Annotated in this window: 14 protein-coding genes; 3 read left to right on the top strand and 11 right to left on the bottom strand. The window is 59.8% G+C overall.

Annotated features, from left to right (window positions below):
* Position 1 precedes the first annotated feature (1 nt).
* Both H6F58_RS02435 and H6F58_RS02440 read left to right on the top strand, forming a co-directional pair.
* Entirely contained in the window at positions 2 to 1504 is a 1503-nt protein-coding gene (locus tag H6F58_RS02435; RefSeq protein WP_195181016.1) for a hypothetical protein, read from the top strand.
* Positions 1504 to 4080: a hypothetical protein gene (locus H6F58_RS02440; RefSeq protein ID WP_195181017.1), complete on the top strand. Its 2577-nt coding sequence runs from the start codon at positions 1504 to 1506 to the stop codon at positions 4078 to 4080. The genes H6F58_RS02435 and H6F58_RS02440 overlap by 1 nt, the downstream gene beginning before the upstream one ends.
* Before the next feature lie 31 nt (positions 4081 to 4111).
* Here the strand turns inward: H6F58_RS02440 and H6F58_RS02445 are convergent, their stop codons facing one another.
* The 11 genes from H6F58_RS02445 to H6F58_RS02495 form a co-directional block, all read right to left on the bottom strand.
* Entirely contained in the window at positions 4112 to 6064 is a 1953-nt protein-coding gene (locus tag H6F58_RS02445; protein WP_348536361.1) for an alpha/beta fold hydrolase, read from the bottom strand.
* A 1116-nt stretch (positions 6065 to 7180) separates the two neighbouring features.
* Positions 7181 to 7504: a cell surface protein gene (locus H6F58_RS02450; protein WP_195181019.1), complete on the bottom strand. Its 324-nt coding sequence runs from the start codon at positions 7502 to 7504 to the stop codon at positions 7181 to 7183.
* 275 nt (positions 7505 to 7779) lie between these two features.
* On the bottom strand, positions 7780 to 8286 hold the full coding sequence (locus tag H6F58_RS02460) for a hypothetical protein (RefSeq protein ID WP_195181020.1): 507 nt from the start codon (positions 8284 to 8286) through the stop codon (positions 7780 to 7782).
* A gap of 770 nt (positions 8287 to 9056) precedes the next feature.
* Positions 9057 to 10529, bottom strand: a complete 1473-nt coding sequence (locus H6F58_RS02465; RefSeq protein WP_060702687.1) for an amino acid permease — start codon at positions 10527 to 10529, stop codon at positions 9057 to 9059.
* A gap of 13 nt (positions 10530 to 10542) precedes the next feature.
* Positions 10543 to 11958, bottom strand: coding sequence for an aspartate ammonia-lyase (locus tag H6F58_RS02470; protein WP_060702686.1), 1416 nt, complete (start codon positions 11956 to 11958; stop codon positions 10543 to 10545).
* A 45-nt stretch (positions 11959 to 12003) separates the two neighbouring features.
* Entirely contained in the window at positions 12004 to 12999 is a 996-nt protein-coding gene (locus tag H6F58_RS02475) for an asparaginase (protein ID WP_195181021.1), read from the bottom strand.
* The gene (locus tag H6F58_RS02480; RefSeq protein ID WP_146278199.1) at positions 12996 to 13700 is read right to left on the bottom strand and encodes a FadR/GntR family transcriptional regulator; all 705 of its coding nucleotides are present in this window, start codon (positions 13698 to 13700) and stop codon (positions 12996 to 12998) included. Before H6F58_RS02480 ends, H6F58_RS02475 begins: the two co-directional genes overlap by 4 nt.
* A gap of 137 nt (positions 13701 to 13837) precedes the next feature.
* Positions 13838 to 14275 (bottom strand): SRPBCC family protein, encoded by a 438-nt coding sequence (locus H6F58_RS02485; protein WP_195181022.1) that lies wholly within the window; start codon positions 14273 to 14275, stop codon positions 13838 to 13840.
* A gap of 9 nt (positions 14276 to 14284) precedes the next feature.
* The gene (locus tag H6F58_RS02490; protein ID WP_206693395.1) at positions 14285 to 15265 is read right to left on the bottom strand and encodes a TIGR03086 family metal-binding protein; all 981 of its coding nucleotides are present in this window, start codon (positions 15263 to 15265) and stop codon (positions 14285 to 14287) included.
* Positions 15262 to 15609 carry a metalloregulator ArsR/SmtB family transcription factor gene (locus H6F58_RS17915; protein WP_146276394.1) on the bottom strand — a complete coding sequence of 116 codons (348 nt, stop codon included), beginning with the start codon at positions 15607 to 15609 and terminating at the stop codon, positions 15262 to 15264. Before H6F58_RS17915 ends, H6F58_RS02490 begins: the two co-directional genes overlap by 4 nt.
* Before the next feature lie 139 nt (positions 15610 to 15748).
* Complete coding sequence (locus tag H6F58_RS02495; protein WP_195181023.1) at positions 15749 to 16699, bottom strand: beta-ketoacyl-ACP synthase III; 951 nt, start codon at positions 16697 to 16699, stop codon at positions 15749 to 15751.
* A gap of 272 nt (positions 16700 to 16971) precedes the next feature.
* Between H6F58_RS02495 and H6F58_RS02500 the strand changes: the two genes are divergently transcribed.
* Positions 16972 to 17778 (top strand): metallophosphoesterase, encoded by an 807-nt coding sequence (locus H6F58_RS02500; RefSeq protein ID WP_244652228.1) that lies wholly within the window; start codon positions 16972 to 16974, stop codon positions 17776 to 17778.
* Positions 17779 to 17794 lie beyond the last annotated feature (16 nt).

Below are 17794 nucleotides of genomic sequence, written 5' to 3' on the forward strand. Positions count from 1 at the left end.
CATGACTCGCTTCAGCCGTGGACGACCACTTCGCTACACTGTTTTGCTGGCCAGTGCGGTGGCCATGGCGGGCACCCTGGGCATTGGCGCGGTCAGTGCTCCGGTGCAGGGCGCCGTCTGGGCAGCTTCCACTGATTCTTCTGAACCGGTATACCCGTCGTCGTCGCCAAGCAGCGAGTCAGACGACAAAGACACCATCTTGATCCCCTCGGTCACTTCCCAAGAAGGCAAGTTCTACCTGGCCGTGACGGATGCAGCGATCGATGACATCGATTCACAAAAAATCATGGACGCAGTCCGTGAGGCAGTGGATGGGCAAAACGCCAAGATTCTTCTCGGTGTAGATAAAAAGCCCAATAACCTCAAAGGCGCGAGCCAACTCGTCCGTGGCATGCTGATGTTCGGGGACAGCGACGCGCTCAGCGATGACTGGCTGGAGAACGGAAAAACCAAAGGCTACGTAGGCGAGGGCTGGATTGCGGTGGGCGTGATGCTTCCGGAATCGGCCGATGGGGAAGTCGAGGTTTTTGTTGATCCCGGGCGCAACGTCAGGGAAACCGAACCAGGCAGCCAAGACAAGATCCTGGAAGCTGGCAAGGCGGACTTTGAAGCTGGCGACTACACCGATGGAATCAGCGCTGTCGCGATGTCTGCCACTGAAAACCTTCGTGCCCCGCTGGATCAGAAGATCGCCTTGTCGATCGTCTTCGGAGTGCTGGCTCTCATCGTTGCCGTGCTCGTGTCCTTCGGGTTGCGCAAGAAGCGCCGCAATTTGCTGCAAGCGGCTGCCCAAAAGCGAACCAAACAGGCCGAACGCTGGGAATCCTCTATTCAGCAGGATCTTAATGCGCTTCGGCGCATTCCGGCCACGCGTTTTGACGTGCAGCCAGGAAATCGCAGCGCCCTGACCTTGCACGAAATCCAGGTGCAGCGAGAGCAGGCCCTTGCCAGCCATGATTCACACACAACCAGCCTCGTCGACACCAGCGCTGGTGCTGGAATTTCTGAAGCCCAGGCACAGCAACTTGAACAGCAGTCCGAACGCCTTTCCCTGTTGCGCCGGGCAGTTGAGCTAGCTCGCAGCCTGCAGGGACCGGCCAGCAGCTCTGTGAAGTCGTGGAACCAGATCATTGAACAGCACCGAGGCGGGCTGGAGCTGTTGGTGCGGTTCCTCGACGGCGACGGGGCCGCCCAATTGGATATTGCCCCGCAGGTTCGCACGGCAATTGTCACCCACACCGATGCACTCGACCAGTTCCACGAACGAGCAAAGTCCAAGCCCACCGTGCAGCAGGCCGCCGAATTGCTGGAAGACCTGTGGGTGCTGCGCGACGAACTGGATTCATTGATGGATGGTGCCTTGGCTCAAGCAGAAGCAGCCCAGGTGAAGGCCGAGGCAAAGCTGGTTGAGCAAATGCGCTCCTTCCTGCCCAGCTCGGCAGCCAAAACCAACGATCCGATTTCGGTGCTCAGGACCTTCTGGCAGGATGGCGGGAAGCACTGATGGCCGCACGATTGATGCACGATTCGATGGGCCGACGCTTGCGCCGTCCCTATCATTGGACGGCTTTTGCAGCGATTTTTCTTGCTCTGGTGACCACCTTGCTGGGGGTTCGCGCCGGGTTCGCAGTGCACGCCGCCAGCGTGCCGCTGCCCTATGAAGTCACCGTCCAGATCAAGGGAAAACAAGATTTCAATATCACCCAGGAACACGTCGATGCGGAACTGGCTGCGCACCCAGTGCGTTCTTCGCAACCGCTGACCCTGATCCTGGTGGACCGTTGGCTGACCGGTGACGAAAAGCTGCGCGGCGAGATTCCAGATAACCAGATCATCATCTCTTCCAAGCTGGATAACCTTGAAACCAAGGATACGGATGTCGAGGAACGCTTTAGCGGAGTAGCGCTGGCCAGGAATCTTGCTGGCAGCGATGATGCGCATACCGACTTGAGCTACGACATCGAGAAGGCCTTCACCAAGAATGTTTCCGTAGGCCATGGATCCAAGGCAGTGGTCGCCGCCGCGCATACCGCGTCGGTGGTGCTGGATAGATCGGCGACGAGCTCGGTCATTTTCTGGTTCTCCGTGGTCGGACTTAGTGCCATGCTCACGGCGGCGTTTCTTGTTCCTGCGTTGCGCTTCCGTTCCCGGTGGGAATCGAGGCACCGTCGCCTGGCGGTGGCCCAGCGCAAGCTGGCCCGCGTGGTACTGGACTTGGAAGCATTGGAGGCCACATACGCCGCCACCGAGGCCTCGAGGCGTCCCGAAGGTTTCACCTCAGCATGGATGCAGCTGCAGAAGCTGTCGCTGAATGCCGCCCGCAATGAGGACCCATTGGTCGGTGCACTCTTTGACCGCGAGCAATGCCTGAGCAAGGAAACCGGCGAGAAGCTTGCGGCCTTTGAAGCCACCACGCGCAAGCTGACCGGCTTGGCTGACAGCCTCATGGGTGCCGGATCGGTGCATGCGCGCCTGGCCGGTACCGGTTCCACTTTCGACAAGCTGAGCAGTCCGATCAACGATGCGGCGACAGCGTTGCTGATTCGCCTCGAAGGCGCACCGGGAAAGATGGTTGCCGGCGCGGATCTGGCAGCACTTCGCGAGGCTTTAGGAACACTTCTCGATGCCGCCCAAGGCGATATCGAGCAGCTCGATGCGGTACAGGCGTGGTCTGCCGCCGAAGAACAGCTTTCACGTATTGCCCATCGGCTGATCCGGCAGCTGCGCCGCTACCCACATGGGAAGCGGCCGCCCATCCCGGAAGTGGGCGCGGAGCATAACCAGCTGCGCTCGACCTTGGGCTTGGCACCCGTCTCGCAGCACGGCGCCCTGCATCAGCTGCATGTCGCCAACAGCGTGGCTCGTTCAATTCTCGGCGATACGCTCAGCGCCGACCAGAAGCAGAAGCCGAACGCGCAACAGGCCTCCTTGCCAGCGCGGCTGCTGGCCAAGCTGGCTCAGGCACGGCCCCATGGCAAAGATGAACCCGGGAAACTTGGCCGGGCCAAAATCATTGGCTTGCTCGCGGTGCTGCTATGCGCCAGCCTCATTGCTGCGGGAAGCATCGTGTACTCGGTGACCAAAAAACCGCAGGCAACCTACGATGGGTCGGGCCAAGGCATGTTCTTGGAATTCGATGACAAGGCCGGTTTGATTGACGAGGCCGAGATCCGCCGGTACATGGAAGAAGACTTCGAGGTAGAACAGCACCTGTTGGTAGCCGTTCGCGACGCGGAATCCTATCTGGAGCTGCACAACAGGGATGGCTCGGAATATCGCGAGTCAACGCCTCAAAGCGTGCGGCAGGCCATTTGGAGGATCAAGAACGAATACAAGGATCGGATGGATCCAGTAAGCCAGGAACTGCCCGAAAACCTGACAATTATTCCGTTGCTGATCACCGACGAAGGCAAGGGGATCATGCCCGGCCTGATATCAGGTGCTGTCATCAGCGGGACTGCCTCGTGGGGATCAACTAGCGGTTGGGAGTACGGAAGCATCTATGAATCCCGATACCCGTCGATGGAAGTGGCCCATGCGGCCGAGGACTTCGCGACGGTGCTCAAACGCGCTGGATATGAAGAACCTGACTACAACGCGACGTTGTTGTTCTGGATCCTCACGTTCATGTTCTTCTTCACGGTGCTCAACCTGATCCAACTGGTTCAGTACCTGTTGGGTGCCACCTCGCGCTTCAACCGGTTCTCCCGCGGTTCGCGCTCGCTGCAACAGGCACGGCGGCGGTTGGAGCGCTTGGCCCTGGGCCTGGACGATTCGCAGATCAACGCCGTAGCTGTTTTGGGTGCCTCGGAGTCGGGGCATGCTGATGAAGCGGGGCAGCGTCTCTTCGAACGCGCGCTGATGATGGCTTGGCGCGAAGCCGAGGAACTGTCCACCATGAGCCTGTCCGAGCGTCTTGGCTCGGGTTATGCCGCACGGGCTGATCATTTGCAACGCCTGGTCGCCCTGCTCGATGAACGCGATGCAGACGTGGCCAAGCGTGCCCGCGACCTGGTTCTGGCCAGCCGCGGGGCCGGCGGGGATGCGCCGCAGCCGGTGGTATTGCCGGGGCAGCAGTAAGCGCTACCCCGGCAGCCGGTGCGTGATGTGGCTAGCCCAGGAGCTCGGGCAGTTCGCCAGGCGCGTTGTCCAAGACCTTCTGGGACAGGAATTCGGTCACTACTTCGTACCAGATCTTGGCGTGCTGCGGGGAGAGGATCCAGTGGTTCTCATCCGGGAAGTACAGGAACTGGTGCTCGGTGCTGCCGTCTTCCTTTTGCGGCAAACCGGAATCTGCCAGCAACTCGTACCACAAGCGAAGTCCTTCGCCGATGGGCACTCGGTAATCCTTGTCGCCGTGGATCACCAGCATCGGCGTGACAATATTGCCTACCGAATGATGCGGAGAATTCAGCTCGCGCATTTCCGGGCTCATCTCGCGGGTCCAGTAGAAGGCTGCATCGGTGGTTTTGCCGAAGCCCTCCAGTGCCCACAAGCTTGCGTGGGTGACGATGGCTTTGAAGCGGTCGGTATGTCCGGCCACCCAGTTGGCCATGTAGCCGCCAAAGGAACCACCCATCGCAGCCGTGCGGGCTTCGTCGATGTCTTCGCGGGCCTCGGCCGCATCGGTGATGGCCATCAGGTCCGTGAATGGTTCTTGGCCCCAGCGGCCCCAGCCGCGCTGGATGAATTCCTGGCCGTAGCCGGTAGACAGGGCAGGGTCGGGCAGCAATACTGCGTAGCCCTGGGCCACCAACAGCCAGGGGCTCCAGCGCCAGCTCCATGCGTTCCACGAACCCAGCGGCCCGCCGTGGATCCACAGCAGCAGCGGTGCCTTGTTTTGTGCCGATGCCGACTCTGGCAACGCCAGCCAGGCGCGCACCGTGGAACCGTCTTCCGCGGTGGTGGTGACCTCAGCCAGTGTTCCAGGAAGCTGCGGGCGGGGCGCAGGGGAGAGCAGCTGGGTCAGATCGGCGAAGTCGCCGGCTTCAAGCTCGTGGACATGGGTCAGGTCCACCGCCACCGGCTCGGCAGGGTACAGGTAGCTGGAACGCAGTGCGTAGGCGGTGCGGGAATCACGACTGATGGCCACGTCTGTGAAGCTGCCTTCGTCGGTCAGCCGGGTGATCTTGTCGTTGTACAGGCTCAGGTGGAAGATCGGGCTGTGCCCGTTGTCATCCGCGATCAGCAGCAGCGAACGCCCATTGGGAACCCATTGAATGTCATTGACCCAACGGTCCCAACCGGCAGCAATCTGGTGGGTGGATCCATCGGCCAAGTGCATCAGCCACAGTTCGAAGACCGGTGCAGTATCTGCTGTTGAGCGGTGCCAGCGAGCGTAGACCAGCTCTTTGGAATCTGGGCTGATCTTGCCCAGCGTGTACTCAAAAGTGTCATCTGGGGCCAGGAGCAGATCCTGGGCGCCGCTGTGCATGTCGATGCGCATGAGGCCCGGGGCCAGGGAGGCCCGTCCTTCGTTCACCTGCCACTCGGTGATCAGGAATTCGCCATTGGGTGCCACATCAAAGGCGGCCTCCTGGAGGTTCGCGCCGATGCCCGGGGTTAGATCCGTGAGCTCGGTACGGGCAGAATCCTGATTCTCTGGAAGTGTGCCGGTGTAGAGGTGCGGGGTGGATGGGCCGAGGTCATGGTCCCAGTAGCGCACCGGATAACCGGTGTGCAAAATCGCAGAGACCTTCTTGTCCTTGCGGGCCGTGCGCAGTTTCTCTTCGGCTTCAAGGTCCTTGACGCGGCTATGAGCGCTGGTGCGCAGGACGATGGTTTGTGGGGATTGCTCGCAGGCCTGCAGAGAGTGGACGCCGGCCGGGTGGGAGATGACCGGGCGGGCTTCACCGCCTTCGGACGGGAGCAACCAGCCTTCGGGCTTGGCGTCGTCCTTGCTGGAGCGCTTGGCCACGAAAAGCAGATCGCCACTGGCGGTGAACTGGGGCTGCGATTCGCCCTGTTCTCCGAAGGTGAGCCTGCGTGCCGGGGCTTGGCCTTTGGGATCGATGGCCCACAAGGCGCTGTCGTAGCTGGTTTCGTCCTCGGATAGGGTGCTCATGGTCGTGACCAGGCGCGTTCCATCAGGGGAGAGAGCTAGGCCGCCGAGCCGGGGCATAGAGATGTACGAATCCAATTTATGAAATGAATGCTTAGAGTGTTCCATCTCACTCATCTTGCCACGCTTTGAAGCTCAACTCCAGAGATTGACTGATGTACTCTCCGCAATTAGTGCTCTTGTTGTGGCGCATTTACGAGGGGCCTAAATATTGGGCGGGTGCGAAATATACAGGTCGCGGGGATATACGAATTTCAGTAAGTTGGCGGACTATGAGAGCATCGGATGATTCGCTGTGAATGACAAACCGGAAAAATCAAGGCATCGTCGCAGCGATGATTTCGTAACTGATTGGTATGGCCGGTTCGACGATCGATTGGATTGGAATGCGCCTCTCGGCGGAGCAGTACTAGGTTGTATAGTGGTCCAAGAAAATTTTCGTGGAGGTCCCTCAGTTCTGTGGTGGCCGTACCGCCTTGGCTGCTGTGCATGTGGAATACGCAGGTATTTCTGGGTTAACACACAACGCAAGGTAAACGATGACGGTCGTGGAATCCACGCGATTTTTCCATCGGAACCAAATATCCCATTATTGCCGTGGGAGCATGCCGCTCATGCCGGAACGTGCCTGATTAGTGATCCGTTCTCTGTCACCGACTGCCATGGGAAGCAGATCAGCACGGCTGCTCTTTAAGATCCGGTCTTGTCGGATACTGAACTGACTTATGGTACGGTGCCCGCGTAATTATGGGTCATGCGATATTGATTCTGGTCTTCAGCATTGCGGACCATCGGTCGAAAAGCGCCGTACTCGCACTTGATGACGTAAATTTATGATCGTCGAACAGAATTGGTGTCTTTGAGTGGCATCCGGTTGTAGCGGCTGGATGATACTAAGCGTGATACCTACGTTGTTGACGACAGAAGAACTGGGCTGATGAGCGCATTCTCAAATTATGAGCTATTTCTCTCGGAGTAATCGCCCGTCTGTGAACCGGCGAAAAGTCTGGGACAAACCAATTCTCCAAGTAGTTGTGTCCTCGAGTAATTGCCCGTGAGCTGCGTTCTCCCGAGGTGTGTCTACTCATGTTGAGTAAACACACCTGATCAGATGCGAGGTTAGACTTTTGTAGTTTGAATAGCTGGTCCTAATTTTCCGTTGTAGACTACCTTGCCATGAGAAGAAAATGCCGTCATGACTTGGAAGAATGCCATGATGTCGACAATTATCAGCATGATGAGCGATCCATGCGCCGCCGCCCACATCAGGTTGGAGTTAGGGAGCATTTGGACGACATCCATGCCACTGCCCGTCTCCATTCGATTGATTGCAGCAGTATCTGCAATTTGCCACAGCGTGTAGAAGGCGATGACTGCTGCATTCAGTCCGGTCAATGCCAATGCATAAAGAATTCGGAAGGCTTTCACTGCGTTCCTTGACATTATTGCTCCTAGTTACAGTTCTTCTTCACGTGTCCCCAGTATCCGCGATTCGGAAGTCGTGAGTCCAGACCCCAGTATTCTTTATTCGGGGCTCGAAGACGAACAACATCGAAATGGCAAAGAAACTGATTTTTCATCGAAGTTGTGTCCGGGTTGGGCCAACCTTTTCGTGTCGTCTTAGAAAGAGTTTCAGACCAAGCAGCCCACCTGGCAGCCAGCCCGGCGTGGTACCGGCCAAACGAAGTTGGATATACCTTTAACGTGGGACTGTATTGTCAAAGGTCCATGGCCCATGAGGTTTTGCTAATCAAGTTATATCCCAGCCAAGGATCGGCAACAACGGGAAAGTCCGTGTCGTTATCAAAAGCAACGTGCTGTATCAGTTTGTCGCCATCAATCCGGTATTCTGTCGGAATTTCATTGCCGTTGGCATCTTTTGCCCATGGGCGCGCGACTCCAGCTTCCCATTCTCCGTTCTCATCAAGAATGGAGACGCTCCCATCACGCTCCAGTACCATTTCTCCTCCCGATTTACTGGTAACTGTGTACTCGTACTCGTTTGGAGCTTCGCTCGATTCAATGACGGTCGCGATTTGCAGAGAGCCATCGGTTTTTGGGAGGACGGTGCTCGTGCTGTCGTCGAAGTTGTCAAAGGTGACGCCGCCCAGCTCAGACCTTTTTCCTTGAGATGCCTTATCTGCATTCGGGAGCCTGACGTGAAGCTTCATCGTAGTCGCGGAATCCTCGTAAACTACCGGCTTTTCGGGGTCGGTGGTAATCACTACAGAGGATTCTTCTGAATCGGCAACAAATACAGCGCTAGTCTTGGTGACCGCGAAATTTTGGTCAGTGACCATTTCCCCAGCGGTCGCAAGCGCTGAATTTGTGCTGTCAACTTCTTCAGCGTGCGAAAGTGGTGCGACTATGCACGTCATAAACAAGGTCGCAACTATGGCACAAGTGACTCGGCCAACGTGGTTCATCCTTTTCGTAGAGTTAAAATTATCTGTTTATCCCAGAACTGCTAAATCACGGAGATAATATGACTTCAAGTCGAAAATTGTTACAAGTAGCAAATATACGGGGTTAGACGATGGCGACGGGGCGTAAGGCTTTTATTTGGCTCTTGGGGTGCTGATAGTAATGACGTTATAGGTGACAGTAAGAGGTCTTTAGGCTAACGAGGAAGTAGGGTTCAACGAAGTCGATTGGCATACCGTGTCTGAGGTATCTCGTCTCAGTGAGGTGTGTACTGTCAATACCAGATTAGAAGTGAACGCGAAATCTTGAGACCAGAAATCTTGAGACCAGTTGCAGAATCTGGGCTGCAGTCTTCAATTCGCTTTTGTCCGATTCGCCATGAGCGCCATCATATTGTTCAGATTGATCAGGTCGGTTTGAGTTACACATTCTGTGATTCTGAGGCACAAGGTAAAAGCGGAATAATTGGTTCAGCTTACCTAGACTGCTTAAAGCGGTAGCGGCGCAGAGGACAGGATCGGTCTTGTCTTCCGCGCCGCTTCCGAGACTAGGCGATTCTAGTGTTCCAGGGTTAGTCCACTGACGCCTTGGCGTTCATGCGAGCCTGGGCCAATTCATTGATACGGCCGCGGCACAGGTACCAGCCGCCAATGATCATCGGAATGATGATGACCAGCGAGGCGATGGTCCAGGTGCCTACCGGGTTGTCAAAGGCCATCATGATCAGCACCATGACCAGGAAGGCCAAGGTGACCCAACCGGAAATCGGCGCCAGAGGCATGCGGAAGCTCGGGCGATCCTGCTCGCCGCGCTTGGCCGACTTCACCAAGGCCATCTGGCACAGCACGATCATGGCCCACGAAGCGATGATGCCGATGGCGGCAAAGTTCAGCACGATCTCGAACGCTGCAGCAGGAACGATGGCGTTCAGGACAACACCGAGCACGGCCACCACAGCGGTGATCACGATGCCGCCGTACGGGACGCCGGCCTTGTTCATGCGTCCGGCGAAGCGCGGAGCCGAGCCGTTCAGGGACATCGAGCGCATGATGCGGCCGGTGGAGTACAGGCCGGCATTCAGCGAAGATAGCGCAGCGGTGAGAACCACCAGGTTCATGATCACGTCCATGCCCTTGATGCCGATGGAACCGAAGAAGGTCACGAAGGGCGATTCCCCGGAGCTGTAGGCGGTGTAGGGCAGCAGCAGAGAAAGCAGGACCAAGGAGCCGACATAGAACACGGCGATGCGGATGATCACGGTGTTGATGGCCTTGGGCATGACCTTTTCAGGGTTCTTGGCCTCGCCTGCAGCGGTGCCGATCAGCTCGATGGAAGCGTAGGAGAAGACCACGCCCTGCATGAGTACCAGCACCGGCATGAAGCCGTTGGGCAATAGCCCGCCGTTATCGGTGATTAGCGAGAAGCCGACATCGTGGCCTTCTACCGGGGTGCCGAAGATGACGAAGTAGCAGCCGATAATCAGGAAGGCGACCAGTGCGATTACCTTGATCAGTGCGAACCAGAATTCCATCTCGCCAAAGGCCTTGACCGAGATCAGGTTCATGGTCAGCACTACGGCCAGGGCCAGCAGCGCCCAGACCCACTGTGGCACCGAACCGATCCAGGCGACGTACTTGCCGAAGAAGCCCATGTACAGGGCCACCGCGGTGATGTCCACAATCGCAGTCATCACCCAGTTCAGCCAGTACAGCCAGCCGGTGGCGAAAGCGGCCTTCTCGCCGTAGAACTCGCGGGCGTAGGAGACGAACGAGCCGGTGGATGGGCGGTGCATGACCAGTTCGCCCAGCGCACGCAGGATCAGGAAGGCGAAGAAGCCGCAGACTGCGTAACTGATGACAATGCCGGGGCCGGCATCAGCCAGTCGGCCTCCGGCGCCCATGAACAGGCCGGTGCCGATGGCGCCGCCAATGGCGATCATCTGCATCTGCCGGGAGGAAAGGCCCTTGTGGTAATCGTTGTCGCCGACGGTCAGCGCGGCGTCAGGCACGTGCGCCGCAGTGGCGTGCGGGGTGGAATTGTCCATCGGGATCCTTGTTTTAGTCGGAGAGGTTGGCGAGGCGCTCGGGGGAGAGCAGCTCATTGAGGTCATCGGCGGAGAGCAGGCCGCGTTCGAGCACCAGCTCGGCCACGCCGCGTCCGGTGTGCAGCGCTTCGAGGGCCACCGAGGTGGAGGCGGAGTAGCCCAAGCGCGGGTTCAGCGCGGTCACCAAGCCGATGGAGTTCTCCACCTCGCGGCGCAGCGCTTGCTCGTCAACGGTGATGCCGTCGATGCACTTTTCGGCCAGGGTCAAGCAGCCATTGGTCAGGTGCTTCAGGGACAGGCCGATGGAGTGGGCGATCACCGGCTCGAAGGCGTTCAGCTGCAGCTGGCCGCCTTCGGCCGCCATGGTGACGGTCAAATCGTGGCCGACCACCTGGTAGGCGATCTGGTTGACAACTTCCGGGATCACCGGGTTGACCTTGCCAGGCATGATCGAGGAACCGGACTGCACGGCAGGCAGCTGGATGTCGTTCAGCCCCGCCCGCGGACCGGAGGAGAGCAGGCGCAAGTCATTGCAGATCTTCGAAATCTTCAGGGCCACGCGCTTGAGCACGCCGGAGAGGTGCACAAAGGCGCCCACATCGCTGGTGGCTTCGATCAGATCCGGGCTGGTGGTCAGCGGCAGCCCGGTCAGCTCGCGCAGGTGGCGGCAGGCGGCTTCGGCGTAGCCGGCCGGGGCATTCAGGCCGGTTCCGATGGCGGTGGCGCCGAGGTTGATCTCGGTGACCAGCGACAGCGACTCGGCCAAGCGGGCCCGGTCCTCGCCCAGGGTCACAGCCCAGCCGCGGAACTCCTGGCCCACGGTCATCGGCACGGCGTCCTGCAGCTGGGTGCGGCCCATCTTCACCACGGTGCGGAATTCAGCGGCCTTGGCATTGCAGGAACCCTGGAGCACCTCGATGGCTGACAGCAGCGGCTGGGTCGCGAAGTGGGTGGCGATGTTGACCGCGGTCGGGTACGCGTCGTTGGTGGACTGCGACAGGTTCACGTGGTCGTTCGGGTGCAGGTACTGGTACTCGCCCTTTTGGTGGCCCAGGATTTCCAGCGCCAGGTTGGCGATGACCTCGTTGGCGTTCATGTTGGTGCTGGTGCCGGCCCCGCCCTGGATCGGATCCAGGATGAACTGGTCGTGCAGCGAGCCGTGCGCGATGGACTCGCAGGCCTGGTCGATGGCGCGGGCGCGGTCCGCATCCAGCAGCCCCAGCTCGTGGTTGGCACGGGCCGCGGCCTGCTTCACGCGCGCCAGTGCGCGGATCAGGTGCGGGTTGCCAGCCAGGGTAGTGCCGGTGATGTTGAAGTTATTTTTTGCGCGCAGGGTGTGCACGCCCCAGTAGGCTTCCACTGGGATGTCGAGGTCGCCAATCAGATCATGCTCGCTACGCGTTTCGCCGCTGAGCAAGGTTTCAGACATGGTGGATGTATCTCCAAAAAGGTAGTGGTTCGAGTAAAGAAGGATCTAGAGGGCAGCCAGTACGCCCACCGGCGCACCGCCGCCCATGGCAGGGGAGCTGGCCAGCTCGGCCAGGGCCGCAGGAGCGGCATCACCGAGGTGCCCGGCCAGGAGCTTGACGGTGATCGGCATGCGCGCGCGGTCCGAGCCATCGGCGATCTTCACGGCCAGGGCGGTGCCATCGGGCAAGGCCACGGCCTGGATGCCCTCGAAGCCGTCCTTGGCTACCGCACCGGGGATGGCGCGCATCAGCTCGGTGACATCGCGGCCATCGCCGGCCACCAGTTCCGGGTATTTGGACATCGCCGCGGCCACCCGGGCCTCGGGGGTGCCTGCTTCGGCGGAGGCCAGGCGGGCGAATCCGCGGGCCAGGCCGATGAGGCTGATCAGGTAGACCGGGGTGCCGCAGCCATCGGTGCTTTCGCCGCTGATCTTCTCGCCGGTGAGCTCTTCGACGGTCTCCTGCAGCATCTGCAGCAGGCGCTCGTCGTGGAGGTAGTCGGCGGTGTCCCAGCCCTTCAGCTCGCTCAGCGCGGCCAGGGCCGCGTGCTTGCCCGAGCAGTTCTGCGCCAGCTGGGTGGCGGTGCCGCCAGCGGCCAGGTACTCCTGCTGCTCGGCCACGCCGTAGGGCAGGTCGGTGGAGTTGCGCAGCGCGGTTTCATCCAGCTTGGCCGCTGCCAGGGTGGAGCTGGCTACCTGCTGGTGGATCGGGGCGCCGGAGTGGCTGGCCGAGGCCAGGGCCAGCTGCTGGTCGTCCAGCTGCAGGCCGGCGCGGAGCATGCCCACGGCGAACAGCGGCTTGAGCGCCGAGCGGGGGTAGTAGGCTGCCTGCGGCTCGCCCACGGCGGCGAGCACTTCCCCCTGCGCATCCAGCAGCACGGCCGAGCCGTAGTGGATGGATTCCACTGCGTGGCCGCGGGTGGCGGCTACCAATGGCGCGTGCTGTGGCAAAACCGGGTTGGCCAGCGGGTCGGTCTGCGACTGCGGGTGGGCGGGGATCACTTATTGCTCCTGACGATGGTGGACACTGCATGTTGTACGGCTGCTAGGTGATCGCCCATTGCCTGGTTGGCGGCCTGGGGATCTTGTGCTTGGATGGCCCGGTAGATGGCCAGGTGCTCGTCCCTGGAAGGGCTGCGCCGCCCGGCGACGAGGTTCACGGTTTCGGATTGGCGGGCCATGGCCTCGCGGATATCGGAGACCACCTTGGTGAACACCGAGTTGCCGCTGGCTTGGGCGATGGCGGCGTGGAAGGCGGCATCCAATTCCACCCAGGCGGCAGCATCGTCTTCCTGGTCCATCTGCTCGATCAGCCCGCTGATGCGTTCCAGATCCTCGGCGGTGCGCCGGGTGGCCGCGAGCGTGGCGGCCGGAATCTCGATATGCGGGCGGGCTTCGAGCAGGTCGTCGGAGGAGAAGATGCCCAGCTTCAATTCGCGGGTGGGGCGGTGCGAAATGACAAAGGTGCCGCGCCCGGTTTCGGTGCGGGTCAACCCCAGCGCTGCACAGGAGCGCAATGCTTCGCGGACCACCGAGCGGCTGACCTGGTAGTCGGCGGCGAGGGCCGCTTCGGAGCCCAGCTTGCTCCCGACCGGGATTTCCTGGGCTTCAATGGCAAGGCGGAGTGCGTGGAATACGGCTTCGGCAGCGGAGCGTCGCTCGATCGGCTGCTGTCCGGGTGTCCAGCTGTCTGACAGGTTCACGAGTACAAGTGTGCGGGTGTGATGCACCCAACGTCAAGTCGAAAATCCTAGTGAGTGGGAACACTCAGGTCAGTGGCGCACGGGTGCCGTGGACGCCATGCTGGCTGCATCGCTTCCACTGCACCTGAACATCTTTGCTAGGCCTGCTCCAGGATCTTCTTCAGGGATCGCAGATCAGCCATAGTGGCACGGCGCATCATGGGTTGCATCAGCGGGGCGACGAGCTTGCTGAAACCCGCGGGTTGTCCATCATTGCGCAGCTGGACCCGGGTTGCCGTTGGGCCCATTGCTTCGAATCGATAAGTGGTGCGCATGGGGAACGGGCCCTGGGCGGTGGCCATGACCAGTTCCTCGTCCTCCAGCATCGACGTGACTTCATAGGTGTAAGAAAGGTCCCGGCCGAGGAAGCGGGCTTCAAAGGCGGTGCGGGAACCGACCCCAAAATCGATCTGGTCCAGCCGGCGCACCGAGCGGATATTCCGATACCACGCCGGTGCGTACAACGGATTCATCGTGTAGCCGGCCACCATGGCCGGCGGCCGGTCGATCACGATGCTGGTGGAGACATCAACCATCAGTGGTCCTCAGGCCCCTGCTGGAACGCGGCCGGTGAAGGCGATCAAGCGATCCAGGCTGCTGGCGGATTCGGCAATGACGGCTTCTTCCGCGAAGGAGCCTGAAGCACGCTGTTCTGGACCGATGGTCTTGCGGGCCAGGCCGAGAACGTACTCGGCATGGCCCGGATGGATCTCAAAGCCCTGCCCCGTGGCCTGGGCGAAGTCCCACCCGTGAACCATCAATTCGAGATTCAGGATGCTGGCGACAACTTTTGCCGGCATTGCAGCGAAACCGAGATCGATTTCGCCTTCCAGGCCATGAGCCGCGAAGGCTTCCAGGGTCGGCTGTGCCAAGTTGGCGATGCGAACTTCGGCAGCGAGCGCAGGGTCGTCAGAAATCGTTGCGCCCAGGCCCTTGCCGATCGAGGAGATCGAACCTGCAAGGTGATCCAGCAGCTTGCTCACTGAGAACTCGGCGCAGGGGGTGGGGTTGCCAAGGTCTGCTTCTGAAATGCTGTTCAGGGCAAATTGCAATGCCGCCAATGATCCCTCGGCAGAAATGAACGGGTCCTGGGGTTCGGGAACGGCGTTCCACTCGTCGATCACTGCCTCGCCGGACTGGGCAAAGCTCGTGAGGCGATCCAGGAAGTGGTTCCATCCCTCTGCATGGCCCGAAGACTGTTCTGCGTTCAGGCCTTCATGGCGCAAGGTGACTGCGGTGCCATTCTCCCAGGGTTCCAAGGTGATGAAGACCGTTGAGTCGCCCGGCGGAACGGCGTCGGAGCCTTCCCAGCCCCATGTGAACACCAGGCGCTTGCCAGGCTCGATTTCGGTGAAGGTGCCCGTGGCCTGATGGCCTGGTCCCATGGTGAAGCGGAAGCTCCCGCCCATTCGAAGATCAACGCGGTTGGCCACGGTTTGCCAGCGGCGAAGGCGTTCGGGGTTGGTGACAAGGTCAAAGGCGGTGTCGGCGTCAACGGGGAGGAGGACGGTTCGTTCAAAGCTCATGGCGTTTCTCCTGGTGGGTTCTGTGGCGAATTCGGCAGTGTGCCGAGCGCTGCCAAATCGGCGGCTTCGGCGACAAGCAGATCAAGTTCGGTGTTCCAAAACGAGTCAAGGTGGACCTTGAGCTTCGCGATGCCTGCCGGGTTCAGCGAGTAGTAGCGGCTGCGTCCATCCTTGCGCGCTTGCAGCAGTCCCACGTCAATCAAAAGCAGCAGGTGTTGTGAGATGGCGGAACGGGAGACCGTGAAATTTGCCGCCAGTTCCGTCACCGTGCGTTCTCCGGAACCCAGCAACTGAATCAAGCGCCTTCGCGTTGGTTCGGAAGCGACTTCCAGCAGATCAAGCATAAAAGATACGTTAGCAGTGACTAACGCATTTGGGCAAGGGGGTTGCGGGAATGATTTTGGATCTCCCGCGAAACGCTGTTAAAGCACTAGTGGGCGCCCTGGCAAGAATGCCGGGGCGCCCACTAATGGTGGTCAATGCTTACGGGATGGTGATGATCTGGCCAGCGTAAGCCAGGCCGCCACCGAAGGCAAAGAGCAACGCCTTGGAACCTGAAGGCAGTGGCTCATCCGAGGCCATCATCTTCGACAGGGCCAGCGGAACCGATGCTGCCGAGGTGTTGCCCGAATAGACCACGTCGGTGGCCACGCGTGCGTTCGGAGCGCCGATCTTCTCAGCCAGCGGCTCGATGATGCGAAGGTTGGCCTGGTGCAGGACAATCGCGTCCAGCTCTTCTGGCTTCATGCCTGCGCGGTCGATAATTTGCGAAGCAATCTTTGGAAGCTGCGTAACGGTCCAGCGGTAAACGCTTTGGCCATTCTGCGCGAACTTCATGTTGTTTTCAGTTTCAATGCGAACAGCGTCTGACAGCGATGGAACCGAGCCCCACACGACCGGCGAGATTCCGTTATCCTCCGAAGCGGTGATGACAAACGCTCCAGCCCCATCAGCGGTCAAAACGCACGTGGTGCGATCGCTGAAGTCGGTGTAATCGGTGAGCATTTCCGAGCCGATGACCAGTGCAGTCTTCGCGGAGCCTGCGGCGATGGCTCCCTGGGCGATGCCGACTGCATGGGCGAAGCCCGAGCAAGCCACGTTGACATCCATGGTGGCAGGACCCTGCTCCATATTCAGTGCGCTGGCAACGCGGGCAGCCATATTAGGCGAGCGGTCAGTTGCGGTGCAGGTAGCAACAACAATCAGATCGATATCTGCTGCCTCGATGTCCGCCGAATTGCCCAAAGCCATCTCTGCGGCTTTGATGGCCATGGAGTCCACGGTCTCAACACCGGTGCCCCAGCGGCGTTCCTCGATGCCGACGCGGCGAGTAATCCATTCGTCGCTGGTTTCCACCAGCTTTTCCAGCTCGGTGTTTGGGACGATGCGCTCTGGCTGGAAGTGGCCAAAGGCGACGACTTTGCTGCCCGTCATGGATGTAGCTCCTAGGTGGATTCAAATCTGCTCTTCTAAGGGTAGTCGTTTTGGGTGCTACTCGCTGTTCATATACCGCAGATCGCATGTATTGCGGGCAATATCCCATGATTTCGGCAATTTTCGTTCGGTAATCGAAAAACAGGGATTCGCTAGGACTTCACATCTCGTCGGTTCCTTGTTCACCTAATCGTCAGAACCGAAAAGTTCAATGGAGTGAACGGCAGCAGGACGCGGGGGAGGGATCGATGAAGCCACTGACAATCATTCATATGAGCGACACCCATCTGTGCCCTGAAGGCCGGTTGCTTCATGGAAACATTGATTCCTGGCGGCGAACTCGCCATGCCCTGCGGGCCACGCAGCACTTTTCGCCAGACGCAATCGTCGTGACCGGAGACATCGCCGACCGAGGCGCTCCGATCCACCCGGCGGCCGCGGCGATGCTCAATGACATCCAAGAGGAGCTTGGCTGCCCGGTGATCAGTGTTCCGGGCAATCACGATCCACTAGGAAGCGTCGGCACGGAATTCAATACCCAGCGGTTATCGACCGGCCCCTACCCGGCCAATACCGTGCATGAAGTGCTGGGATTGCGGATTATCGGGTTGGACAGCGGCGGATTCCAGCTGGCGCAAGGCGAAGTGGACCAGGCCCAGCTGTCGTGGTTGCAGTCATTGCTCACCGCGCCGGCACCACTTGGTTCGGTGCTGCTATTGCACCACCCGCCGGTGGCAGCCACGAGTCCAGCGAGAGCCGGGCGTGGATTAAAGGATCCGATGGCTTTGGCCGCGATCACCGCCGGCACCGATATCAAGGCCATCCTCTGCGGGCATTACCACCAGGCGGCAACGAGCCAGCTGATCAATACCCCGGTGTTCATGGCGCCAGCAGTTTCCTACAACATGAATCCTTTTGCCCCAGATGAAATTCTCGCGGAATCCGGATCAGGATTTGGGGTACTTCAAATAGGACAAGAAGCAGTGAATTGGTTCGTTGCCTACAGCGACCACCTTATGACCGGGCCGCAGGACGCGGCGCCAACCCCGTCGGCGGGCGGCCAGCGGGCCGCCAACTGATATTGGCAAGAACTTC

Source organism: Glutamicibacter sp. FBE19, assembly GCF_015524875.1.
Taxonomy (GTDB): domain Bacteria; phylum Actinomycetota; class Actinomycetes; order Actinomycetales; family Micrococcaceae; genus Glutamicibacter; species Glutamicibacter halophytocola.